This is a genomic window from Mesorhizobium sp. WSM4976 (assembly GCF_029625685.1).
Classification (GTDB): Bacteria; Pseudomonadota; Alphaproteobacteria; order Rhizobiales; family Rhizobiaceae; genus Mesorhizobium.
Genome location: NZ_JARTVT010000032.1, coordinates 1 through 23,132 on the forward strand (window position 1 = coordinate 1; position 23,132 = coordinate 23,132).

Below are 23,132 nucleotides of genomic sequence, written 5' to 3' on the forward strand. Positions count from 1 at the left end.
TTGCTCTCCTTGCAAAGGGCCAAAAGTGTAACCCATCTATCCGGAATGAACTGTCACCCATCTCTCGGGAAGGGCAAAGTGTCCGACTCACATTTGTCGCTACGCTTTCCGCCTGTTCTTTACATTTTTGTAAATTGCCTGGGGATGCGGTTCGCGATAGGGCGGGCTCGCGGCTTGGTTCGAGCATGCGATTGAGCAGCAGAACTGGTTCCGATGAACGGATCTAGCCGTCCTTGAAGTCTTGCCATCGGCGATCACCACAGAAGTATTATCTTGGTGTCGCGCCGAATAGAATTATGGGGCAGTGGTGTCGTCACGTCGGGGCAGGCGAGCGCCTTCCGCTTTCCGCCGCAGGCTTAACGAGCGGGTTCATGCGGTCAAATGGGCCGCCCTCCGGTGGCTCTATCGTGGAGATATCGCCGACGTCGGGTTGAGGCTTGGTGCCGAGCCCTTCGCCCCAATCCTCCACCGTTATCCAGATATCCCACTCAAGGTTGTCCGTCCCTATCTGACAGTGGGATTGAAGCGCGGCGATCGCGCAACGGCCTTGCTGGGCCACTACAACGCAGCGGTTCGCCTGCTCGGCGACGCCGCATTGGTCGAGAGCCACACTGACGGCCTGAAACTAGCTGCCGTCGCGACACCCGCGGGGAGAGTCGCAGTCGATCTGACCGGCCAGGCGGGCCTCCACAGGGAAGCGGAGTGGCGCCTTATCCTTTGTCTGGATCACCGGCCGATCATTGAGATGGGATTGGCAATCGTGGACCGGTCGCTGTTGCGCATCGAAGGAGCGGGGGAGGTCCTTTTGATAGGCGCCCTCAAGAGCGTTTCGGCCGGCGCGCAGAGCCTGGAAGACGCCCGTGTCTTGACGAACGCCATGGAGGGCATGCGGCCGAAAACGGTGCTCCTTTTCGTGGCGCAGGTTCTTAGCCGGTCCTTGGGGTTGTCCGGCCTCTTTGCCGTTTCGAATGCGGGACATGTTTTTGCAACCGATTACAGTTTGCGCCGCCGCATCTCCGCCGACTATGACGGTTTCTGGATGGAGTCCGGGGGACTCCGGACGGAACCCTCGATGTTCGCCATGCCCATCGCCAAGGCGCAGCGCGAGATTACCGAGTACAAGCCCAACAAACGGGCCCGGGTTCGCAGGCGATGGCGCCTTGAGGATGACCTCACAGAGCAGGTGAGGGATTCAGTTCGGCCTCTGCTTAGGAAATAGCCGCGCTTTGCGTCATTACTGGCCAGCTTGATGCCCTTGGCGCTCGGAACAATAATTATTCGCGCCCGTTCAATCCCGGAAGGGACCGCAATTTGGGATGCGGATACAGTGGATGTACTGAACTTGGAACTGGCCAGGGCCAGACAGCGCGTCAAGCGCGCAGAGATTTCGCTCAATCATGCAAAGAAACTGCTGGACGAGGAATGCGGCGTCGGGATCAATCTTGCGCTGTGCGACCGCATAAGGTCGGAACAGCAGCGGGTCGCGGAGGCCAGAAAGCGGCTGATGAAGATCGCTTCGACCGCCTCACCCTGACGGGGAACTTCCCCAGACAAAATGATCCTGCCGCGTCGCCTTGTTCCTGGACAGGGTCCTGGTTAAGCTCGGGCCTCCGAGGGAGGCTCCACGATGGCACTTGACCTTTCGGTAGAGACGACGGCCAGCAAACCGGCAACGTCGCGCGGCAAATATCTCTTCGGGCCGGTCGCCGATTTCCTCATGCTCGGCGGCAGCGCTTTTCTGATCCTGCCGCTGCTGTTTTTCGTGCCGCGCGACTATGAAGGTCCGCTAGCCGCGACGATGGTCGTCGTTGCCTATCTGGTGAACTATCCGCATTTCGCCCATTCCTACCAGATCTTCTATCGCAATTTCGGCCGCAAGGTGCGCGGCGAAGGATACGACAGAAGCCTGCAGCTTCGCTACATTTTCGCCGGCGTCATCGTTCCGGTGATGATGACCCTGTTCTTCGCTTATGGCGCGGCAATGTCGAACGTGCGCCTGCTTGGCTTCGCGGCCAACGCAATGTTCTTCTTCGTCGGCTGGCACTACGTCAAGCAAGGCTACGGCATGCTGATGGTAGACGCTGTGCTGAAGCGCAAATTCTTCGATGACCGTGACAAGAAGGTGCTGCTCGTCAACAGCTACGCGGTGTGGATCCTGGCCTGGCTGCAGACCAACACGGCGGTGACCGCGGGACAGTATTATGGGCTCCAGTATTACACTTTCGCCGCGCCTTCATGGATCACCGACATTGCGGTGCTGGCGGCCGTCGGATCGACGGCGGCTACGCTCCTGATGCTGGCCAGGCATTGGCGAAAAAATGGTGGCCTACCGTATAACGGCATCGTTGCCTATGTCGCCTCGCTCTATCTATGGATCCTGATTGCGAGGATAAACCCGCTCTGGCTGCTGGTGGTGCCGGCGCTCCACTCGCTGCAATATCTGGCCGTTGTCTGGCGCTACCAAACCAATGTCGAGCGCGACGTCTCGGATGCCGTGAGCGATCCGGAACCCAAAATACTATCCGTTCTCGGACCCCGCTACAGGTGGCGGGTGCTGGGATTCATCATCGGGGGCGGCGCGCTCGGCTATCTCGGCTTCTGGCTGATCCCGTTCGTGCTGACCGCGCTGGTCCCTTACGACAAACAGGTGCTCGGTTCCTCCCTGTTCTTCTTCATCGTGCTGATCTTCATCAACGTGCACCACTATTTCCTCGACAATGTGATGTGGCGCCGCGGCAATCCCGAAGTGTCGAAATATTTGTTCCGGTAGGGAAATCAGCCTTGCGGGCGCACGTGCCAGATCACGTGACCAGCGACACATTCCCGCCGGCGTGACGCTCGATCCGGCCGGCGAGGTCGAGTTCAAGCAGCACCATCGCAATCTGCGCGGCGCTCAATCCGGTGTGGCGGATGATCTCATCTATGCCTGTCGGCGTGGGCCCCAGCGCTTCCAGCACATGGGCGCGGTCGTTTTCGCCGGGCGGCGGCATGGCTAACATGTCGGGGGCTTCGGCGAGTGGGGCGATTCTCGAAGGCAGGGTGCCGGCAAGCGGCGCCAGCGCGCCGAGCACGTCGGCAGCTTCGGTCACCAGCGTGACTCCATCCTTGAGCAGGGCGTTGCAGCCGGCCGCGCGCGGATCGAGCGGCGAGCCCGGCACGGCAAAGACCAGCCGGCCCATTTCATTGGCGAGGCGGGCGCTGATCAGCGAGCCGGAACGTTGCGCGGCCTCGACCACCACCAGGCCGAGCGCCATGCCGGCGACAAGGCGGTTGCGGCGCGGGAAATCCTGGGCGCGCGGCTGCCAGGCGAAAGGCATTTCCGAAACGATGGCGCCGCCGCGATCGGCAATGTCGTCGCACAGGCCGGCATTCTCGGGCGGGTAGGGGACATCGAGCCCGCCGGCCAGCACGCCGATGGTTCCGGTCGAAACGCTGCCCTTGTGCGCGGCCGTATCGATGCCGCGCGCCAGGCCCGAAACGATGGCGTAGCCTTCGCGGCCGAGGTCGGCCGCCAGCATACGCGCCATCTTGATCCCGGCCAGCGAGGCGTTGCGGGCGCCGACAATCGCCACCGCCGGCATGCGGAAGACCGCGCCTTCGCCTTTCACCGCCAGCAGCGGCGGCGGATTGTCCAAGGTCTTCAGCAAGGGCGGATAATCGGCCTCGCCAATGCCGACGAAGCGGGCGCCGGCGCGCCGGGCGGCGTCTAGCTCGGCTTCTGCCTCGGCGATGGAGGGAATGCGGACGATGCGATTGGCGCCGCCGGAGATCATCAATTCGGGCAGCATTTCGAGCGCTGCTTCGGCGGAGCCGAAGCGGTTGATCAGTCCGCGAAACGAAGCCGGACCGACATTGGGCGTGCGGATCAGCCGAAGCCAGGCGAGCCGCTGCCGGTCGCTGAGGCGCGGGCCGGCGGCTGGAGCACTCATCCCTTCGCCCCGATCCTACCTTCGGTGCCGGCCAGCAGCCGCGAGATGTTGGCATGGTGCCTGATGATGACGATCAGGCTCATCACAGCGAACAGGCTGGCGATCTGCGGCGTGGTAATTAAATAGAGCACGATCGGCACGATGACTGCCGCCGCCAATGCGGCCAGTGAGGAGTATCGAAACAGGAAGGCCATCGCGAGCCAGACGACGGCGAAGACGAGCATGCCTTGCCATGCAAGGCCGAGCAGCACGCCGAGATAGGTTGCGACGCCCTTGCCGCCTTTGAAGCCGAGCCAGACCGGAAACAGATGTCCGAGGAAGGCGCCGAAGCCGGCGAGGAGCCCGAAGTCCGGCAAAAAATGCCCAGCAATCAGTACCGCGGCAGTGCCTTTCAGCGCATCGAGCAGCAGCGTTGCGGCGGCGAGACCTTTATTGCCCGTCCTCAGCACATTGGTCGCGCCGATATTGCCGGAGCCGATGTTGCGGACATCGCCGAGCCCGGCCGCGCGGGTGATCAGGAGCCCGAACGGGATCGAGCCAAGCAGGTAGCCGAAGACGAGCGCGATCGCGTAACCCATTATTTCCCCCATACTCCTGTCGCCCCAGATACTCGCCCTAAGATTGATTCAATGTGTGTTGCGCAACCAGGATTTGCAAGAGCTGGCACCGCTCAAGCACAGTTGGGCATAATGGTAGAGTCGTGAGGGTTCGCCAAGCAACTCTGTGCCTGGCAGATTTGATAGCGCAGTGCGTCGGACGGTCTATGTGGAAAACACCGTGCGGCCCGCGACCACGGTCTGCAGGACCTTGCCCTGAAGACGCGCACCTTCGAAACAGGTGTTCTTCGAGCGCGAGTGCAGACCGCTTTCGCTGACGATCCACGGCTCGTCGAGATCGACGACAGCGAGATCGGCCGGCGCGCCGGGCTGGAGTGTGCCGCCTGGCAGGCCGAACAGTCTTGCCGGCGCCGTGGACAATGTCTCGATCAGCCTGAGCAGCGGCACGTCGCCATTGTGGTAGAGCCGAAGCGCCGCGCCAAGCAGCGTCTCCAGCCCGATGGCGCCGGCAGCGGCATCGGCGAAGGGCAGGCGCTTGGTGTCGACGTCCTGGGGGTCGTGCGAGGAGACGATGATGTCGATCGTGCCGTCCTTGATCGCCTCGATCATCGCCAGCCGGTCATCCTCGGCCCGCAGGGGCGGGGTCAGCCGGAAGAAGGTGCGGTATTCTCCGACATCGTTCTCGTTGAGCGAAAGATTGTGGATGGCGACCCCAGCCGTGACATTGGCGCCGTCCGTCTTTGCCCGGTTTACCGCGCCCGCCGCCATCGCCGACGAGATCTTTGCCGCGTGATAGACGCCGCCGGTCAGCCGCGCCAATGCCAGGTCGCGCTCGAGCGGGATGAGTTCGGCCTCGCGCGGAATGCCCGGCAGGCCGAGCCAGCTCGCATAGAGGCCTTCGTTCATCACGCCGGACGCCGCGAGATTGGCGTCCTGCGTTTCATGCGCGATCACGCCGCCGAAATCGCGGGCGTAAGTCAGCGCCCGGCGCATCACCAGCGCGTTGGCGATCGTGTGGCGGCCGTCGGTGTAGGCGACGGCGCCGGCCTCGCGCAGCAGGCCGAATTCGGTCATCTCGCGGCCGTCGAGGCCCTTGGTGATCGCGGCCGCCGGGAAGATGTTGACGCTTGCGGTGTCGCGTGCCGTGCGCAGCACGAATTCGACCAGCGCCACATTGTCGATCACAGGATCGGTGTCGGGCATCATGACGATGGAGGTGACGCCCCCGGCCGCCGCAGCCACGCTTGCCGAGGCGATGGTTTCGCGATGCTCGCCGCCGGGTTCGCCGATGAAAACGCGCGCGTCGACAAGGCCTGGAATGATCGTCTTGCCGGCGCAGTCGACGACGGTGGCGCCTTCGGGCGACCCCTGGTTCAATGCGGCCTTTCCGGCCGCGACGATCTTGCGGCCGTCGACGATGACGCTGCCGATCTCATCCACGCCGCGCGACGGGTCGACGATATGCGCCTTGCTGAAGACGGTCACGCTCATGCGCCGCGCCCCTCATGGTTGCGGCGCGGATCAAGCAGCGCCTCCATGACCGCCATGCGTACGGCGACCCCCATCTCCACCTGTTCCTGGATGACGCTTTGCGGTCCGTCGGCGATCTCGGAGGCGATCTCGACGCCACGGTTCATCGGCCCGGGATGCATGACGAGCGCGTCGTCCTTGGCAGCCTTCAGCTTTTCGGCATCCAGGCCGAAATAGCGGAAATATTCGCGGATCGACGGCACGAAGGCGCCTTCCATGCGCTCGCGCTGCAGGCGTAGCATCATCACGACGTCGGCGTCCTTCAGGCCCTCGGCCATCGAGCGCGCGACGATCACGCCCATCCTGTCGATGCCGGAGGGCAGCAGCGTCGAGGGCGCCACGACGCGCACCTGCGCGCCGAGCGCATTCAACAGCACGATGTTGGAGCGGGCGACGCGCGAATGCAGGATGTCGCCGCAGATCGCCACGATCAGCTTCGACAGCGGCCCCTTGGCGCGGCGGATGGTCAGCGCGTCGAGCAGCGCCTGCGTCGGGTGCTCATGCGCGCCGTCGCCGGCATTGACCACCGAGCACCCCACCTTCTGGGCGAGCAGGGCGGCGGCACCCGCCGACTGATGGCGGATGATAAGAATGTCGGGCCGCATGGCGTTCAGCGTCATTGCCGTGTCGATAAGCGTCTCGCCCTTCTTCACCGAGGAGCTCGCCACCGACATGTTCATGACATCGGCGCCAAGACGCTTGCCGGCGAGCTCGAAGGAAGACTGCGTGCGGGTCGATGCCTCGTAGAACAGGTTGATCTGCGTACGGCCGCGCAGCGTCGAGGTCTTCTTTTCAGGCTGGCGCGAGATCGACACGGCCCGGTCGGCGCGATCGAGCAACATCTCGATATCGGTGGGGGAAAGATCGCGGATGCCCAGAAGATGGCGGTGGGGAAAGAGCGGGAGGGACGAAGCGTCGGTCATCTCAAGGCGCTGCTATAGGGTGCGGTCCGGCCTGCCGCAAGCGCCAGCTTTGGATTGCGGGCGTTCTCCCCGGTATTTTCGTCGCGCGTGCCGTAACGCTTGGGCTATAAGGCCGGATGGCCTCGGATTCGTGATCGCGGCCTGGGAATGTAAGGAAGACGCGTGACCGACGAGGTGATCAACCAGTCGCCGCCGCTGACGGGCGGCAACGCATGGCGGGGCGATCCGTTGCTCATCCAGCTTGCCGAGCGTTTTTCCGACCCCGTGCGCAAGGATCTCGACGGGCTAGGCCGGTTCGTGATGACGCAGGAGGCGCAGGAGCTTGCCCGCCTCGCCAACACCGACACGCCGAAATTGCGGACGCATGACCGCCAGGGCCGGCGCCTCGACCTGGTCGAATATCATCCGGCCTATCACGCCTTGATGCGCCGCTCGATAGCCGGTGGCCTGCATTCTTCCGTCTGGGAAAACGGCGATGCTGAGATCGGCCGCCGCCATCAGGTGAGGGCGGCGCGCTTCTATCTGACCGCCGAGCTCGAGACCGGGCACCTGTGCCCGATCACCATGACCAGCGCGTCGCTGGCGGCGTTGATGGCGAGCCCGAAACTCTTCCGCGAATGGGCGCCCCGCGTGACGACACGCAAATACGACCAGACGCAGAAGCCGCCGGTGCAGAAGGCCGGGCTGACACTCGGCATGGGCATGACCGAGAAGCAGGGCGGCACCGACGTGCGCGCCAATACCACCAGAGCGGAGCGCACGGGAAGCGGGTTCTACCGGTTGACCGGCCACAAATGGTTCATGTCGGCGCCGATGTCGGATGCCTTCCTGGTGCTCGGTCAGGCGCCGGAGGGGCTGTCCTGCTTCCTTGTCCCGCGCATCCTGGGCGACGGCTCCGGCAACGGTTTCCGCTTCCAGCGGCTGAAGGACAAGCTCGGCAACCGCTCGAACGCCTCGTCGGAGGTGGAGTTCGTCAACGCGATCGGCGAGATGGTCGGTGATCCCGGCGCGGGCGTGAAGACCATAATGGACATGGTGACGCTGACCAGGCTCGACTGCGCGGTCGCTTCTTCGGCGCTGATGCGGGCAGGGCTCGCCGAGGCCGTTCACCACACGCGCCACCGCCAGGTGTTCGGCTCGAACCTGATTGACCAGCCGCTGATGCAGCGGGTTCTGGCCGATATGGCGCTCGACGTCGCCGCGGCCACGGCGCTGTCGTTCCGGCTGGCGCGCTCCTTCGACGAGGCGGCAAGCGATCGCGGCGAGGCGGCCTTTGCCCGCGCCATGACGCCGGTCGTCAAATACTGGGTCTGCAAGATCGCGCCGGGGCTGCTTTATGAGGCAATGGAATGCCTCGGCGGCAATGGGTATGTCGAGGACGCGCCGCTTGCCCGCTATTACCGGGAGGCGCCAGTCAACGCGATCTGGGAGGGCTCGGGCAATGTCATGGCGCTCGACGTGCTGCGCGTGCTTGGCCGCGCGCCAGGTCTGTTCGAGGAAGTGCTGGCCGGCATCGACCGCGACCTCGGCGCGGGCGGCCGCGGGACCATCGGCGTGCTGAAGGCCGCCATGCAGGTCGCCGCGACCGACCAAGGGTCGGCGCGCCTTTTGACGGAACAGCTCGCGCTTTCGGCCGCCGCGGCCGAGCTTCGCAGGCTGGGAGCAGGGCGGATTGCCGACGCTTTCGTCGAAACGCGGCTCGGCGGGCAGTGGCGCACTACTTACGGCATGCTCGATTCGCGCCACGACGCGCGCATGATCATAGACACGCTCTATCCGCCGGTGACCTGATCCGGCTTCCAAAGCTAATTGCCGTCCTGTGGATAGTCGTTAACCTTAACAAATGGTTTCCATTGCGGCGGACCTTCGCAAAGCCCAATCTCCGCTTGCTGGAGTAGGGAACGGTTAACCATAACCCGGGCTCCGCGAAGCAGGATGCGTATGCGGCACGTGTTGAGCTCAGTTCTGGCCTTGCATTGGGCAGTGGTTTTCGCCCTGCTTGCCTATGTGTGCATGGATGGCAGCCGGGGCATAGCAGCGGCGCTTGGCGTGCTCGGCCTCTCGATCCAGGGCGGCAGGTTTCCGCAGCTTGAAAATGTCGCCTTGGTCGCGCCGCTTTCGGTCGCGCTCCTGACCGTCGCGGTGTTGTTCTGCTGGACCTTTGTCGAGACCCTGCTCAACGGCGCGGCAAGGCTGGATGCGGGTGAGAGCGTCGCGCGGGTCGCCTTCATCTTCGCATCATCCCTGCTTTCGCTGATCCTCATCGGCGGCGTGGTGCAAGGCATCGACGGCCTGTTCGTGATCGTCGGAATTCAGATGACGGCACTGCTTGCCTCCTATGTCGCGGTGACAGCCGAACGCCGCTCCGCCTTTGCCGCTGCAATGAAAATGCCTGAGGGCGATGTTGGTGCCGCCTCGCGCATGGCGATGGGGGCCGCGCACAGCTCGCTGCTTTCCCGCATATCCGGCCGCCCGGAGAACAAGCCTGGAGGCAGGCGCTGATGCGCACGATATTCACACTCTGGGCCGCTCCGATGGCCATCTTCTGGGGATGGTTCTTCCTGTCGGCCAACGACATGAATTTCGGCTACGCGATGCTGAGCCGGCAAGTTCACGATTTCGCCTTCCAGCTTTATGGCCAGATGCTAGGCGTCGATCCGGCCATCATACCGGGCATGGTGGCGCGGACCTGCGTTTTCGACTTTGTCCTGCTCATGGGCCTTTGGGCGTTCCGGCGCCGGCGCAACATCGCCGAATGGATCAGGCAGCGCCGGCAGGGCAATATCGGCAACATCAACGAGGATGGCCTTGCCGGAGCGACTGAAGCCGGTCCAACGCTCCCTGCAGAATAAAGGCGGCGGCCGCCGAATCGATCTTGCCGGCGCGCTTCTTGCGCGAGAAATCCATCTCGATCAGCGTCCGCTCAGCCGCCACCGTTGACAGCCGTTCGTCCCACAGCACGAAGGGCAGGTCCGAAAGCGGCGCCATGTTGCGGACAAAGGCGCGCGATTTTTGCGCGCGGGGCCCTTCGGAGCCGTCCATGTTGACTGGCAACCCAAGCACGATGGCGCCGACATTGTCCTTTTCAAGTTGAGCGAGCAGTCGGGCGGCATCGAGCGAAAATTTCTTGCGCAGGATCACCGGGCGCGGATGGGCGAAGGACAACCCGCGGTCGGAGACCGCGACACCGATCGTCTTGTCGCCGAGATCGAGCCCGGCGAGCGTCTTGCCGTCGGCAAGCTGCTCCGGCAGTTCCTCGATTGAAATAATCCCCAACAGCTTCCCCTGACATCCAGGCGTCACATCCCGTTGACGTTTAGGGGTGGGGCGCCACTTTAAATTTGCCGCCAGCGTTCTATCCTTTGGCAACGGGAAAATCGAGGAAAGCATTCATGAAACTGACCTGGTACGGGCATTCGGCATTCCGCATCGAGACCACGGACGCCACCATTCTCATCGATCCCTATCTGGTCGGCAATCCGTCCTGGACCGGCGGCTGGGAAGGGCCGGCGGAAGGTGTGACTCACGTTCTCCTGACCCACGGCCACAGCGATCATGTCAGCGGCGCGGCCGAGGTGCTGAAGAAAAGCGGCGCCATGCTGGTCGCCAATTTCGAGATCTGCATGTACCTAGTCGGCCAGGGCGTCAGCGGCGACAAGATCAATCCGGGCAATATCGGCGGCACCGTCGATTGCGGACCGTTCACCACGACGTTTGTCCAGGCGCTGCATTCGTCTTCCTTCGGCGGCGAAGGCGGCACGAACACCTATCTCGGCAATCCGGGTGGGCTCGTCCTGCATTTTCCCGAGGATAAGACGCTATACCACATGGGCGACACCGACATCTTCTCTGACATGGGCCTGATAAACGAACTGCACGAGCCGAAGATCGGCATCGTGCCGATCGGCGACCGCTTCACCATGGGCGGCGCGGTGGCGGCTCTTGCCTGCCGCCGCTTCTTCGGCTTCGACACCGTCGTTCCCTGCCATTTCGGCACCTTTCCGATGATCGACCAGACCGCCGACAAGTTCGTCGCCGGCATGGAAGGCTCGGGCGTCACGGTGGCGCTGCCGGAGATTGGGAAAGCAATCACGATCTAGGCAGTTCGTCGTTTCGCGGGACGTGCCGGCGGCACGGTTTGACCAGGCCACCATCATCCGTGTTGCGCGCTGAGCGTAGCGCCGCTATAGCCCGCACTGATTTTCCCGAGGCGAAAAGAACATGTCCGTTGATCTTCAGACCGTGAAGCGCGTCGCGCGCCTTGCCCGTATCGCGGTGAGCGAGGAGGACGCCGAGCGCATGACCGGCGAATTGAACGCCATCCTCGGCTTCGTCGAACAGTTGAACGAGGTCGATGTTTCGGGCGTCGAGCCGATGACCTCGGTCACGCCGATGGAGATGAAGAAGCGCCAGGATGTCGTCACCGACGGCAACAAGCCTGCCGACATCGTCGCCAATGCGCCGGCGACCGAAGAGAACTTCTTCCTCGTTCCGAAGGTGGTGGAGTAGGACCGTGGCTGTCGAGATTGCCGTCGAGACGCCTCTGCAGGACGACGTGCGCGCGCTGGTCGCCGAACTCAATGCCGCGCTGCTCGAACTGACGCCCCCCGAGCACTGCTATCACCTCACCGTCGAGCAGATGGCGGACAAGGATACGACGGTGTTCATCGCGCGCGACAACGGCTTTGCCGTCGGTTGCGGCGCGCTCAAGCGCCACGACGAGGCGACCGGCGAGGTCAAGCGCATGTATACGCGGCCTTCGCACCGCGGACGCAAGATCGGCGCCGAGATCGTCGGACGGGTCGAGGCGCTGGCCAGGCATGAAGGTCTGAAGCGGCTGGTTCTCGAAACCGGCGATCGGCATCCCGCCGCCTGGACCGTCTATGAGCGCGCCGGATTCACGCGATGCGGACCGGTGCTGGATTATCCCGACTCCGAATGGTCGGTGTTTTACGAAAAGAGCCTTGCCTGATGAGCGATCTCACACATCTCACCATTTCCGAGGCCCGCGCCAAGCTGCGCGGCAAGGAGATCACCGCGGCCGAAATCACCGAAGCCTATCTCGCGGCGATCGAGCGCGCCAATCCGGTGCTGAACGCCTATGTGACTGTCACCGCCGACAAGGCGCGCGACATGGCCAAGAACTCGGATGCCAGGCTCGCCAAGGGCGAGGGCGGCGCGCTGGAAGGCATTCCGCTCGGCATCAAGGACCTTTTCGCCACCGAAGGCATCCACACCCAGGCCTGCAGCCATGTGCTGGACGGTTTTAGGCCGCGCTATGAGTCCACCGTAACGTCCAATCTGTGGGCCGACGGAGCGGTGATGCTCGGCAAGCTCAACATGGACGAGTTCGCCATGGGTTCGTCCAACGAAACCTCCTATTACGGTCCGGTGATCAATCCGTGGCGGCGTTCGCGGCTTGACACGGTGGTCATGCCGACGACGCATCAGGGCGATGGCGGCTTCGTCTCCGCCGGCGGCACCAAGACCCAGCGCACGCTGGACAACGCCCAGCTGGTGCCGGGCGGCTCGTCCGGCGGCTCGGCGTCGTCCGTAGCCGCCTTTCTCTGCGCCGGCGCCACAGCCACCGACACCGGCGGCTCGATCCGCCAGCCAGCCGCCTTCACCGGTACGGTCGGCATCAAGCCGACCTACGGGCGCTGCTCGCGCTGGGGCATCGTTGCTTTCGCCTCGTCACTCGACCAGGCCGGGCCGATCGCGCGCGACGTGCGCGACGCCGCGATCCTGTTGAAGTCGATGGCCTCGGTCGACCCGAAGGACACGACCTCGGTCGACCGCCCGGTGCCGGACTATGAGGCGGCGATCGGCAAGCCGATCAAGGGGATGAAGGTCGGCATTCCGAAGGAGTATCGCGTCGACGGCATGCCGGAAGACATCGAGGCTCTCTGGCAAAAAGGCATTGCCTGGCTGAAGGATGCAGGCGCCGAGATCGTCGACATCTCGCTGCCGCACACCAAATATGCCTTGCCGGCATATTATATCGTGGCGCCGGCCGAGGCTTCGTCGAACCTCGCGCGTTACGACGGCGTGCGCTACGGCCTGCGCGTGCCCGGCAAGGACATCATCGACATGTATGAGAAAACGCGCGCCGCGGGTTTCGGCCGCGAGGTCAAGCGCCGCATCATGATCGGCACCTATGTGCTGTCGGCCGGCTATTACGACGCCTACTATCTGCAGGCGCAGAAGGTGCGCACGCTGATCAAGCGCGACTTCGAGAACGTCTTTGCCGCCGGCGTCGACGTCATCCTGACTCCCGCGACCCCGTCGGCCGCCTTCGGCATCGCCGACGAGGACATGACCTCCGATCCGGTTAAGATGTATCTCAACGACATCTTCACGGTGACTGTGAACATGGCGGGCCTTCCCGGCATTTCCGTCCCGGCCGGCCTCGACGGGAAGGGCCTACCGCTCGGCCTGCAGCTCATCGGCCGTCCATTCGACGAGGAAACGCTGTTCCAGACGGCCAACGTCATCGAGCAGGCGGCGGGCAAATTTCAGCCGGAAAAGTGGTGGTAGCGTCATCCCCTCCAACAAGAGGGTAGGGATGTTCTACTTACTATCGAAAATCTTCTGGTTCTTCGGCCAGCCAATCAACCTGGCGATCTTCCTGCTGCTTGCCGGCCTGTTGGCAGCGCTGTTCAGGCGCCGCCGGCTGGCGGCCACAGTCAGCGTGCTGGGCATCGCGATTCTGGTTCTTTCGGCCTGGACGTCGGTCGGTGCGATGATGCTCAACCCGCTGGAAGAACGCTTTCCGAAGCCGCCATTGCCTGAGAAGGTCGACGGCATCGTCGTGCTTGGCGGCGGCTTCGAGGGCGCCATAAATCTGGTGCGCGGCGGTTATGAGTTGAACAGCAGCGGCGATCGTATGGTCGAAACGGCGATCCTCGCCAGGCGCTTTCCCCAGGCGAAGATCGTCGTGTCCGGCGGCAATGGCTCGCTTTTCCTCGACGGCGAGGGCGACGCCGACACGGCGCCGCGCTTGCTCGGGGCGCTCGGCGTTTCGGCCGATCGCCTGATCCTCGAGGACCAATCGCGCAACACCTACGAGAATGCTGTCTTCTCGCGAAAGCTTGTCGAGCCGAAGCCGGACGAGACCTGGCTTCTGGTTACCTCGGCGTTCCACATGCCGCGCGCCAAGGCGCTGTTCGACAAGGCGGGCTTTGCGACCATTCCATGGCCGGTCGATTATCGCACCTCGGGCAAGGAAGGCGTCGGCTTCTATCGAGACAATCCGGTGGACTCGGTGCAGGCGACCACCACGGCGGTGCGCGAATGGATCGGGCTTTTCGCCTACCGGCTTTCCGGCAAGATCGATCAGTTCTTTCCCGGACCGGGCGGCTGACCAAGCACCGCTTGCCGCGCCGCCGAGAAGAACTGGCGGCGCACCAGCACCGCCAGAAGCACCAGGGTAGATATCACAAAGACGACCGGGTCGACGAACCAGCCGAGATAGCCGATCGAGAAGAAGACGGCGCGCAGCCCGGCGTTGAAATGCTTGCCGGCAAGCACGTTCATGCGCGTCGCCCGCCACACCGCGGTCTCGCTGACCGGATTGCGCGAAGCCGGGCCATGCGGGGTCGGCACCGCGCCGATCAGGATCGAGCAATAGTTGAATAGCCGGTAGGCCCAGCCAAATTTGAAGAAGGCGAAGGCGAGAATGAGCAACAGGCCGAACACCTTGGTCTGGAAGCTTTCGCGCGACGCCGTCGCGCCGAAGGGCAGGTCGGCCAGCACCTGCAGCACGCGGTCTGAGGCGCCGAGCAGGGCGAAGCAGCCGCCGAGCGCGATCAGTGAGCTTGAGGCAAAGAAGGCCGTGCCTTGCTGCAGGCCGCCCATGATGGCGGTGTCGACGATGCGGATCTCGCGCTCGGCCATGTTGCGCATCCAGGCCTCGCGCTGAGCGTTCATCGCGGTCGTCAGCGAGACGCGGCTGACCAGCTTGCCGTCGGAGGCGAGCGTGTGCAGGACCCAGACGATCAGGAAGAAGGTCAAAGACGCCAGATCTGCCGGTGAAAGGTGGAGTGAGTCGCCCATACGCTCTTTTAACACAGGCGAAGCCGGCGCTTCGACCGGGCAGGAGGCATAGGCAGGGTGATGTCGCTGGCGGAGCAAACAAGGTCGGCAGCCGCCGAGCCGCGACATGCAAAACAGCGGAAACATTGCGGGAATTCCTATATGTAAGCCTTGATCGGCCTCGAGGAGACAACGGCCCCGTGTTCCTTTCGGTTTTCGACCTGTTCAAGATCGGCATCGGGCCGTCGAGTTCGCACACGATGGGCCCGATGACTGCCGCGCGCCGTTTCCTCGACGAAATCCTGGCCGGCGACTGGCCACGCCCGGCGGGTGTGAAAGTCGATCGCATCGGCGCCAGCCTGCATGGCTCGCTGGCCTATACCGGCATCGGCCACGGCTCGGACCGAGCCGTCATCCTTGGCCTGGCCGGCCAGACGCCGCAGACGGTCGATCCGGACGAGGCTGATGGCATCGTCGCCCGCATCGGCGCGGAGAAGCGAATTTCACCGCCTGGGCATCCCGGATACCGTTTCGATCCCGCCAAGGACCTCGTGCTTGACCGCAAGACGCCGCTGACCGGTCATGCCAACGGCATGGCCTTCTATGCCTATGACGCATCCGACCGGCTGCTGCTCAAGCGCATCTATTATTCGATCGGTGGCGGCTTCGTCGTTTCGGAGGAAGAACTGCAGCGCATGAAGGCCAAGGGCTCGGTGACGACCGAGGGCAAGAAGGTGCCGTATCCCTTCAAGAATGCCGTCGAGATGCTGGCGATGGCTGCAAAGAGCGGGCTTTCGATCGCCGAGATGAAGCGCGCCAACGAGGAAAAGCATATGTCGCGCGAGGAGCTCGATGCGGGCCTCGACGCGATCTGGGGCGCCATGAAAGGCTGCATCGACCGCGGCCTTTCGCAGGACGGCATCATGCCGGGCGGGCTGAAGGTGCGTCGCCGCGCGCGGCAACTGCACGACAAGCTGCAGGAACAGTGGCAGCAGAACCGGCCCAACCCCTTGCTCGCCAATGACTGGCTGTCGATCTACGCCATGGCGGTCAACGAGGAGAACGCCGCCGGCGGCCGCGTCGTCACGGCGCCGACCAATGGCGCCGCCGGCACGCTGCCGGCGGTGCTGCGCTATTGGCTGCATTTCCATCCCGAAGCCGATCAGCCGAGCATCCGCGACTTCCTGCTGACAGCCGCCGCCGTCGGCGGCATCATCAAGTCCAACGCCTCGATCTCAGGGGCCGAAGTCGGTTGCCAGGGCGAGGTGGGCTCGGCTTCGGCCATGGCCGCCGCCGGCCTGTGCGCCGTGATGGGTGGCAGCCCTGAGCAGGTGGAGAATGCCGCCGAGATCGCGCTCGAGCATCATCTCGGCATGACCTGCGATCCGGTCGGCGGCCTGGTGCAGGTGCCCTGCATCGAGCGCAACGCGCTGGGCGCGGTCAAAGCCGTAACCGCTGCCTCCTTGGCCGTCAAGGGCGACGGTACGCATTTCGTGCCGCTCGACGCCGCGATCGAGACCATGCGCCAGACCGGCCTCGACATGAACGAGAAGTACAAGGAAACCAGCCTCGGTGGGCTCGCGGTGAACGTGGTGGAGTGCTGAGGAATTGTCGAGACCCCGGGCAGGCCTTGTGGAGAAGTCTCTCCAGGCGTTGACGCGCCAACCCTTGCGGCTAAATCTTCGGACATGTCACTCAATCTTCTAAAACTGTGTGTCGGCTGCGACAGCGTCGAGGACCTCGAAGAGTGGATCGCCTTCCGCCTAGATGAACGGCGCCGCGCCGGCGAGCCGGCCGAGCATTGGCACACGACCCGCATGGTGCCGACGCGGGGCAGGGAGATCACGGATGGCGGCTCGCTCTATTGGGTGATCAAGGGCAGCGTGCAGTGCCGGCAGCTGATCACCGAGATCAGGCCCTTCACCGACGCTGAAGGTATCGGCCGCTGTCATCTGGTGCTCGATTCCGAGGTCGTGCGCACCGACTGGCAGCCGCGCCGCGCTTTCCAGGGATGGCGTTACCTCAAGCCCGCCGATGCGCCGGCCGATCTCGGCAAGGGCAGGGCGGCGCTGGCCGAAATACCGCCGAAGCTGAGGCTGGAACTCGCCGAACTCGGTTTGCTCTGACGCAGCTCGCGTATCGTCGTCCCAGCGCTGGCCCTTCGGCTCGCCTAGCGTGGGGCTTGCAAGCGCCGGACCTAGGTCCCATCCTATTTCCATGCTCAGTCATCCGTATGGCGGCGCAAACCGATGGGCGTGATCCTCGCATTGGCGGCAATCCTCGTGGTGCTTTTCGGCGCCGCGTTGCTCTTTGTGCGCGCGGATGCGGCAAGGATGGCTGATAGCCTCAGGTCGCTTGGGCCGGCTTTCCTGGGGCTGGTCGGCGCGCCTATGCTGATCTTCGGCCGCAGTCTTATCGGCGGGCTGCTTCTGCTTGCGGCCCTCGCCTGGGTCGGCTGGATACGCACAAGGCGTCCGCCGGCTCGGGCCGCCGCTTCCAAACACTCGACGGTGCGTACGGCCGCGCTTGAGATGGACCTCGACCATGACAGCGGCAGGCTCGAGGGGCTTGTTCTGGCCGGGCGCTATGAAGGCAAGATGCTTGGCGCGATGGGGCTGACGGATCTGCGCCATCTTCATGGCGAACTCAGCCCGGATCCGGAGAGCCGTCAGCTCCTAGAGACGTATCTTGACGGCCGTTTTCCCGTCTGGCGCAAGGACGCGCAGCCGCACAGTGGCGAAGGGCTGGGTGTTGCGCCAGGTGCGGGCGCCATGACTAAGGAGGAGGCCTACAAGGTCCTTGGTCTTGAAGCGGGGGCCGCCGCGGCGGATATCCGCAAGGCGCACCGCCGCCTGATGCAGCGCCTGAACGCCGATGTCGGCGGCACGTCTGTCCTGGCGGCGCGAATCAATGAAGCCAAGGACGTCCTGCTCTCCAATCACGATTAGTCTCTCCTTCGACGCCGGTACCTTCCGGGAGATTTGAACAGCCGCCTATTGCTCGACGGCGTAGCACGAGATTTTCTTGCGCTTCAGCGCATCGCAGGCCTTCCAGGCGGCATTCTTCGAGCCGAAGCCGCCGAAGCGGGCGCGGTAGTAGGTGGTGCCATCCTTGTCGAAGGCGACCGTGAAGCCGGAAGCATCGGCCAGGACCTTCGGTGCCTGCTTGGCGGTCTGATCGAGAAGGCTCTCCGCTCCGGATTTCGTGGGCGAGGAAGCAATCTGAACCACCCAGCCGGACGGCACCGACGACGTCTTCACCGGATCGATCGCCGTCGCGGCGGGCGCCGGCTCGGCATAGGCCGTGACCGCCTGCGATGTGGTCTCCTGCGGCTTGGCAGCCGGCGTCATGGCAGCCACGGCAACCGTCTTCACCTTCTTGACCTGGATCACTGGCTTCGTCTCTTCGGCGACCTGCTGGGTGTCGTCCCGGACGTCATCGGCCGAGGCAACTACAGTATCGTCCGTCGCCGGCTTTTCATCCGGAGTCGGTGCGTCATGCTTGGGCAAAAAGACCTTCGCCAGCGTCTTGATCGGGGTGTCGTTGCCCTTGGCGATGAGGTCGCCGCCGCCGCGCGTCGAGGCGCGCGGCAGATAGGTGGTGATCAGCGCAGCCATCTGGTTGTCGCGGCTGCGGCCGGAAGCGCCGCCCATCACCACCGCGACGAGGCGGCGGTCGCCGTCGGCGACGGAGGAGACGAGATTGTAGCCCGAGGCGCGGGTGTAGCCGGTCTTGATGCCGTCGACGCCTTTGATGCGGCCAAGCAGGCGGTTGTGGCCGTTGATGCGCTGGCGACCATACAGGAACGAGCGCTGCGAGAAATAGCTGTAATATTGCGGGAAGTGCTCGCGCAGTGCGATGCCCAGCATCGCCATGTCATGCGCCGTGGTGAACTGACCCGGGTCAGGCAGACCGTTGGCGTTGCGGAAGACGGTGCCGTTCATGCCGAGCTGGCGCGCCTTGGCGGTCATCATGCGGGCGAAATTCTCTTCGCTGCCGCCGAGCATCTCGCCGAGCGCGGTTGCCGAGTCGTTGGCCGATTTCGTCACGATCGAGAGAATAGCGGTCTCGACCGGCACCGAACCGCCTGGGCGCACGCCAAGCTTGGTCGGCGCCTCGGCGGAGGCATGCGCGGAAAACGGAACCGGCGTGTTCTTGCTGATCCGGCCCTTCGCCAATGCCTCGAAGGTGAGGTAGAGCGTCATCATCTTGGTGAGCGAAGCGGGGTAGCGCCGGCCATTGGCGTCAGCCGAATAAAGCACCTTGCCGGTCTTGGCATCCACGACAATAGCTGCGGACTTTGCGGCAAGGGCCGACGCGACATCGGCGGCGATGATCGTCATCGCCAGCGCGGCGACCATGACTGCCTTGAAGGAGAATGAGGATTTGGAGACCAGCCCCGACAACGCCTGACGCACCGTTACTTACCCTGAAATTTTCGTTGCCCCGGAGGCGGCTACGGGAGTGCCTGCCTCGCTTCCAGCCAAGTTAGCGCGGTCAGCGTTACCAATCCGTTTATGGTAACCGCCGCGTTCACCATTTTTCGGCAAATCGAGCTTCTCTTTAATCGAATTTTACTGGCCGGCGGCGCTGGAGCGCCTGCGCAACAAGGGATTCTTGACTTTTGTGCATCGCACAATATACTAAGGTGCATTGCACAAGGGCGCCCGGGGCAAAAAGGGCGTTTCAACCAAGGGAAGCATGAAATGACCCAGACCTATGAGGACTTCACGAAATACGGCAAGGAGTTTGCCGACACCGGGCTGAAGAGCTTTGCCTCGCTCACCAAGGGCGCGCAGGCGATCGCCACCGAAGCCGGCGAATACACCAAGAAGAGCTTCGAGGCCGGCAGCGCCGCCGTCGAGAAGCTGTTCGCGGCCAAGTCGATCGAGAAGGCCATCGAGATTCAGACTGATTACGCCAAGCAGAGCTATGAGAGCTTCGTGGCCGAGGCCAGCAAGATCGGCAATCTCTATGCCGAACTCGCCAAGGAAGCTTACAAGCCGTTCGAATCGGTGGTCGCCAAGGCGAAGTAATTTCGCCGGATCATACCCGACACGGGCAGCCGGCCTGTGAAAAGGACCCGGTCGCGGAAGCGCGGCCGGGTTTTTTCGTGGCCGATCGCAACCGGATGCACATTGCCGCATTCACGATTGAGAAAATCGCTGAGGTTTGCCCACCTAGCCATATTGTCAGCTAAACAGAAGGGCTTAAAATCGGCCATCGAGAACCTACATGTTGAACTCGCATGAGGATTCAAAAAGGCTGGACTACGTGACGATCGGTTTGACTGCCACGGCAGGCGTGGTGCGAATGCAAAGTGACGGGGACCGCAACGATCCCGGTCGCGGTACCGCTGTCATCACGCGCACCAAGACCAAAACCAAGAAGCCCAGTCTCTACCGGGTCCTCATTCTGAACGACGACTACACTCCAATGGAGTTCGTCGTTCACGTCCTGGAGCGTTTTTTCCAAAAGGACCGCGAGGCCGCCACGCGCATCATGCTTCATGTTCACAATCATGGAGTGGGCGAGTGCGGTGTCTACACATTCGAGGTGGCCGAGACCAAAGTGTCCCAGGTCATGGATTTCGCCCGACAGAATCAGCATCCGCTGCAATGCGTGATGGAGAAGAAGTGAGGTAACATGCCGGCTTTCTCCCAAGGCCTGGAAAAGGCGCTACATCAGGCGCTGACATTCGCCAACGAGCGGCATCACGAGTATGCGACGCTCGAACATCTGCTGCTCGCCCTGATCGACGACACAGAGGCGGCCGCCGTCATGCGTGCCTGCAATGTCGATCTCGATGAGCTCAAGCACACCGTTCTCACCTATATCGACACCGAGCTCGACAATCTCGTCACCGGTTACGATGAGGATTCGAAGCCGACCGCCGGCTTCCAGCGCGTCATCCAGCGCGCCGTGATCCATGTGCAGTCGTCCGGCCGCGAGGAGGTGTCGGGCGCCAACGTGCTGGTCGCCATCTTCGCCGAGCGCGAGAGCCACGCCGCCTATTTCCTGCAGGAACAGCAGATGACCCGCTACGACGCGGTCAACTACATCTCGCACGGCATCGCCAAGCGCCCGGGCGCTTCGGAATCGCGCACGCCGCGCGGCGCTGAGGACGAGCAGGGCGGCCAGAACGGCGCCGAGCCGCAGGAGGAAAACGGCAAGAAGAAGCAGCAGGACGCGCTGACGGCCTACTGCGTCAACCTCAACAACAAGGCGCGCGCCGGCAAGATCGACCCGCTGATCGGTCGCGACAGCGAGATCAATCGCACCATCCAGGTGCTGTGCCGCCGCTCAAAGAACAACCCGCTCTATGTCGGCGATCCCGGCGTCGGCAAGACCGCGATCGCCGAGGGCCTTGCCAAGCGCATCGTCGAGGGCGATGTGCCGGAAGTGCTGCAGGATGCCACTATCTTCGCGCTCGACATGGGCACGCTGTTGGCCGGCACCCGCTATCGCGGCGACTTCGAGGAGCGGCTGAAGCAGGTCGTGAAGGAACTCGAGGACTATCCGGGCGCGGTGTTGTTCATCGATGAGATCCACACCGTGATCGGGGCGGGGGCAACCTCTGGCGGCGCCATGGACGCGTCGAACCTCCTGAAGCCGGCGCTATCGTCTGGCGCTATCCGCTGCATTGGCTCGACCACCTACAAGGAGTTCCGCCAGTTCTTCGAAAAGGACCGCGCTTTGGTGCGGCGCTTCCAGAAGATCGACGTCAACGAGCCGACGATCGAGGACGCCATCGAGATCATGAAGGGCCTGAAGCCCTATTTCGAGGAGTTCCATAAGGTCCGCTACACGACGGAGGCGATCAAGGCCTCGGTCGAGCTATCGGCCCGCTACATCAACGACCGCAAGCTGCCGGACAAGGCGATCGACGTGATTGACGAGACCGGCGCCTCGCAGATGCTGGTGCCTGAGGCCAAGCGCAAGAAGACGATCGGCATCAAGGAGATCGAGGCGACGATCGCCACCATGGCGCGCATCCCGCCGAAGACGGTCTCGGCGGATGACGAGAAGGTGCTGCAGGGGCTCGATGTCGAGCTGAAGCGCGTCGTCTATGGCCAGGATACCGCCATCACCGCGCTGACCTCGGCGATCAAGCTGGCGCGTGCCGGCCTGCGCGAACCGGAGAAGCCGATCGGTTCCTACCTGTTCTCGGGTCCGACCGGCGTCGGCAAGACGGAAGTCGCCAAGCAGCTTGCCGCCTCGCTCGGCGTCGAGCTGATCCGCTTCGACATGTCGGAATATATGGAACGCCACACCGTCTCGCGGCTGATTGGCGCGCCTCCCGGCTATGTTGGTTTCGACCAGGGCGGTCTTCTGACCGATGGCGTGGACCAGCATCCGCACTGCGTGCTGCTGCTCGACGAGGTCGAGAAGGCGCATCCGGACCTGTTCAACATCCTGTTGCAGGTCATGGACCACGGCAAGCTGACCGACCATAACGGCAAGCAGATCGACTTCCGCAACGTGATCCTGATCATGACCACCAATGCGGGCGCGTCCGATGCGCAACGCGCGGCGATCGGCTTCGGCTCGACCAAGCGCGAGGGCGATGATGTCGAGGCGATAAACCGGCTGTTCACGCCGGAGTTCCGCAATCGTCTCGACGCGATCATCCCGTTCGGCTCGCTGCCAGTGCCTGTGATCCATCAGGTGGTGCAGAAGTTCGTCATGCAACTCGAGGCCCAGCTTTCCGAGCGTGGCGTCACCTTCGACCTGTCGCCGGACGCGATCGCCTGGCTGGCCGACAAGGGCTACGACGAGCGCATGGGCGCGCGTCCGCTCGGCCGCGTCATCCAGGAGCACATCAAGAAGCCGTTGGCCGATGAAGTGCTGTTCGGCAAGCTCAAGAAGGGCGGCACGGTGCGCGTCACCGTCGAGAAGAAGGAAACCGGCGAGTCCGGCCTGAAGCTCGAATCGCTCGCCGACGAGTCGCCGGTGCAGCCGAAGAAAGAAGAGCCGGAAGACGCGCCGAAGCCGAAGAAGGCGGTGGCCAAGAAGCCTGCGACCAAGAAGGCCGTGGCGCAGAAGCCGGAGCCGAAGGGCAAGGACGGGAACAAGCGCAGCCTTGTGCCGCAACTGCCGCGCAAGGGCTGATCGGCCCTTCATACGAATACAAAGAGCCCCGGTGACGGGGCTCAGAT

24 protein-coding genes are annotated in these 23,132 nt (G+C 63.5%); 17 read left to right on the plus strand and 7 right to left on the minus strand.

Features of this window, described 5'->3' with window-relative positions:
* The first annotated feature begins 307 nt into the window (after window positions 1–307).
* From P9272_RS29965 to P9272_RS29975, 3 genes are all read left to right on the plus strand, one after another.
* Window positions 308–1,219 (plus strand): DUF535 family protein, encoded by a 912-nt coding sequence (locus P9272_RS29965; protein WP_278163440.1) that lies wholly within the window; start codon window positions 308–310, stop codon window positions 1,217–1,219.
* Between the two features lie 30 nt (window positions 1,220–1,249).
* Window positions 1,250–1,534 carry a hypothetical protein gene (locus tag P9272_RS29970; RefSeq protein ID WP_278163442.1) on the plus strand — a complete coding sequence of 95 codons (285 nt, stop codon included), beginning with the start codon at window positions 1,250–1,252 and terminating at the stop codon, window positions 1,532–1,534.
* Window positions 1,535–1,627: 93 nt separating this feature from the next.
* Window positions 1,628–2,770, plus strand: a complete 1,143-nt coding sequence (locus P9272_RS29975; RefSeq protein WP_278163444.1) for a hypothetical protein — start codon at window positions 1,628–1,630, stop codon at window positions 2,768–2,770.
* A gap of 31 nt (window positions 2,771–2,801) precedes the next feature.
* On the opposite strand, the gene dprA is transcribed toward P9272_RS29975, so the two are convergent.
* From dprA to P9272_RS29995, 4 genes are all read right to left on the minus strand, one after another.
* Window positions 2,802–3,929: a DNA-processing protein DprA gene (gene dprA, locus P9272_RS29980; RefSeq protein ID WP_278163446.1), complete on the minus strand. Its 1,128-nt coding sequence runs from the start codon at window positions 3,927–3,929 to the stop codon at window positions 2,802–2,804.
* Window positions 3,926–4,507: a glycerol-3-phosphate 1-O-acyltransferase PlsY gene (gene plsY, locus P9272_RS29985; RefSeq protein ID WP_278163449.1), complete on the minus strand. Its 582-nt coding sequence runs from the start codon at window positions 4,505–4,507 to the stop codon at window positions 3,926–3,928. Before plsY ends, dprA begins: the two co-directional genes overlap by 4 nt.
* A gap of 183 nt (window positions 4,508–4,690) precedes the next feature.
* The gene (locus P9272_RS29990) at window positions 4,691–5,977 is read right to left on the minus strand and encodes a dihydroorotase (RefSeq protein ID WP_278163451.1); all 1,287 of its coding nucleotides are present in this window, start codon (window positions 5,975–5,977) and stop codon (window positions 4,691–4,693) included.
* On the minus strand, window positions 5,974–6,939 hold the full coding sequence (locus P9272_RS29995; RefSeq protein WP_278163453.1) for an aspartate carbamoyltransferase catalytic subunit: 966 nt from the start codon (window positions 6,937–6,939) through the stop codon (window positions 5,974–5,976). The genes P9272_RS29990 and P9272_RS29995 overlap by 4 nt, the downstream gene beginning before the upstream one ends.
* Before the next feature lie 162 nt (window positions 6,940–7,101).
* Here P9272_RS29995 and P9272_RS30000 point away from each other — a divergent pair, with 162 nt between their 5' ends.
* From P9272_RS30000 to P9272_RS30010, 3 genes are all read left to right on the plus strand, one after another.
* The gene (locus P9272_RS30000; RefSeq protein WP_278163455.1) at window positions 7,102–8,730 is read left to right on the plus strand and encodes a DNA alkylation response protein; all 1,629 of its coding nucleotides are present in this window, start codon (window positions 7,102–7,104) and stop codon (window positions 8,728–8,730) included.
* Between the two features lie 159 nt (window positions 8,731–8,889).
* Complete coding sequence (locus tag P9272_RS30005) at window positions 8,890–9,441, plus strand: hypothetical protein (protein WP_347404081.1); 552 nt, start codon at window positions 8,890–8,892, stop codon at window positions 9,439–9,441.
* Window positions 9,441–9,791, plus strand: coding sequence for a DUF6105 family protein (locus P9272_RS30010; protein WP_128259133.1), 351 nt, complete (start codon window positions 9,441–9,443; stop codon window positions 9,789–9,791). The genes P9272_RS30005 and P9272_RS30010 overlap by 1 nt, the downstream gene beginning before the upstream one ends.
* Here the strand turns inward: P9272_RS30010 and ruvX are convergent.
* Window positions 9,733–10,215 (minus strand): Holliday junction resolvase RuvX, encoded by a 483-nt coding sequence (gene ruvX, locus P9272_RS30015; RefSeq protein ID WP_278163457.1) that lies wholly within the window; start codon window positions 10,213–10,215, stop codon window positions 9,733–9,735. The two genes, P9272_RS30010 and ruvX, sit on opposite strands and share 59 nt — an antisense overlap.
* Before the next feature lie 116 nt (window positions 10,216–10,331).
* On the opposite strand from ruvX, the gene P9272_RS30020 reads away from it, so the two are divergent.
* From P9272_RS30020 to P9272_RS30040, 5 genes are all read left to right on the plus strand, one after another.
* The gene (locus tag P9272_RS30020) at window positions 10,332–11,039 is read left to right on the plus strand and encodes a metal-dependent hydrolase (protein WP_128259131.1); all 708 of its coding nucleotides are present in this window, start codon (window positions 10,332–10,334) and stop codon (window positions 11,037–11,039) included.
* Between the two features lie 121 nt (window positions 11,040–11,160).
* On the plus strand, window positions 11,161–11,448 hold the full coding sequence (gene gatC / locus P9272_RS30025; RefSeq protein WP_040987223.1) for an Asp-tRNA(Asn)/Glu-tRNA(Gln) amidotransferase subunit GatC: 288 nt from the start codon (window positions 11,161–11,163) through the stop codon (window positions 11,446–11,448).
* Window positions 11,449–11,452: 4 nt separating this feature from the next.
* A complete protein-coding gene (locus tag P9272_RS30030) occupies window positions 11,453–11,911 on the plus strand; it encodes a GNAT family N-acetyltransferase (RefSeq protein ID WP_278163460.1) in 459 nt (152 codons plus the stop codon).
* A complete protein-coding gene (locus P9272_RS30035; protein WP_278163462.1) occupies window positions 11,911–13,476 on the plus strand; it encodes an amidase family protein in 1,566 nt (521 codons plus the stop codon). The genes P9272_RS30030 and P9272_RS30035 overlap by 1 nt, the downstream gene beginning before the upstream one ends.
* 28 nt (window positions 13,477–13,504) lie before the next feature.
* A complete protein-coding gene (locus P9272_RS30040; RefSeq protein ID WP_278163464.1) occupies window positions 13,505–14,302 on the plus strand; it encodes a YdcF family protein in 798 nt (265 codons plus the stop codon).
* Here the strand turns inward: P9272_RS30040 and P9272_RS30045 are convergent.
* Window positions 14,275–14,994 carry a DUF599 domain-containing protein gene (locus tag P9272_RS30045; RefSeq protein WP_278163466.1) on the minus strand — a complete coding sequence of 240 codons (720 nt, stop codon included), beginning with the start codon at window positions 14,992–14,994 and terminating at the stop codon, window positions 14,275–14,277. The two genes, P9272_RS30040 and P9272_RS30045, sit on opposite strands and share 28 nt — an antisense overlap.
* 179 nt (window positions 14,995–15,173) lie before the next feature.
* Between P9272_RS30045 and P9272_RS30050 the strand changes: the two genes are divergently transcribed.
* The 3 genes from P9272_RS30050 (at window position 15,174) to P9272_RS30060 (ending at window position 17,921) form a co-directional block, all read left to right on the plus strand.
* Entirely contained in the window at window positions 15,174–16,577 is a 1,404-nt protein-coding gene (locus P9272_RS30050) for an L-serine ammonia-lyase (protein WP_278163468.1), read from the plus strand.
* 84 nt (window positions 16,578–16,661) lie between these two features.
* Entirely contained in the window at window positions 16,662–17,099 is a 438-nt protein-coding gene (locus tag P9272_RS30055) for a DUF1489 family protein (protein ID WP_278163470.1), read from the plus strand.
* Window positions 17,100–17,222: 123 nt separating this feature from the next.
* Complete coding sequence (locus tag P9272_RS30060) at window positions 17,223–17,921, plus strand: molecular chaperone DnaJ (RefSeq protein ID WP_128259124.1); 699 nt, start codon at window positions 17,223–17,225, stop codon at window positions 17,919–17,921.
* Window positions 17,922–17,966: 45 nt separating this feature from the next.
* Here P9272_RS30060 and P9272_RS30065 read toward each other — a convergent pair whose 3' ends face one another.
* On the minus strand, window positions 17,967–19,391 hold the full coding sequence (locus P9272_RS30065) for a D-alanyl-D-alanine carboxypeptidase family protein (RefSeq protein WP_278163472.1): 1,425 nt from the start codon (window positions 19,389–19,391) through the stop codon (window positions 17,967–17,969).
* A gap of 288 nt (window positions 19,392–19,679) precedes the next feature.
* On the opposite strand from P9272_RS30065, the gene P9272_RS30070 reads away from it, so the two are divergent.
* The 3 genes from P9272_RS30070 (at window position 19,680) to clpA (ending at window position 23,085) form a co-directional block, all read left to right on the plus strand.
* Window positions 19,680–20,009 carry a phasin family protein gene (locus P9272_RS30070; RefSeq protein ID WP_126100429.1) on the plus strand — a complete coding sequence of 110 codons (330 nt, stop codon included), beginning with the start codon at window positions 19,680–19,682 and terminating at the stop codon, window positions 20,007–20,009.
* A 277-nt stretch (window positions 20,010–20,286) separates the two neighbouring features.
* Window positions 20,287–20,613 carry an ATP-dependent Clp protease adapter ClpS gene (gene clpS, locus P9272_RS30075; RefSeq protein WP_040972327.1) on the plus strand — a complete coding sequence of 109 codons (327 nt, stop codon included), beginning with the start codon at window positions 20,287–20,289 and terminating at the stop codon, window positions 20,611–20,613.
* Between the two features lie 6 nt (window positions 20,614–20,619).
* Window positions 20,620–23,085 carry an ATP-dependent Clp protease ATP-binding subunit ClpA gene (gene clpA, locus P9272_RS30080; protein WP_128259122.1) on the plus strand — a complete coding sequence of 822 codons (2,466 nt, stop codon included), beginning with the start codon at window positions 20,620–20,622 and terminating at the stop codon, window positions 23,083–23,085.
* The last annotated feature ends 47 nt before the right edge of the window (window positions 23,086–23,132 follow it).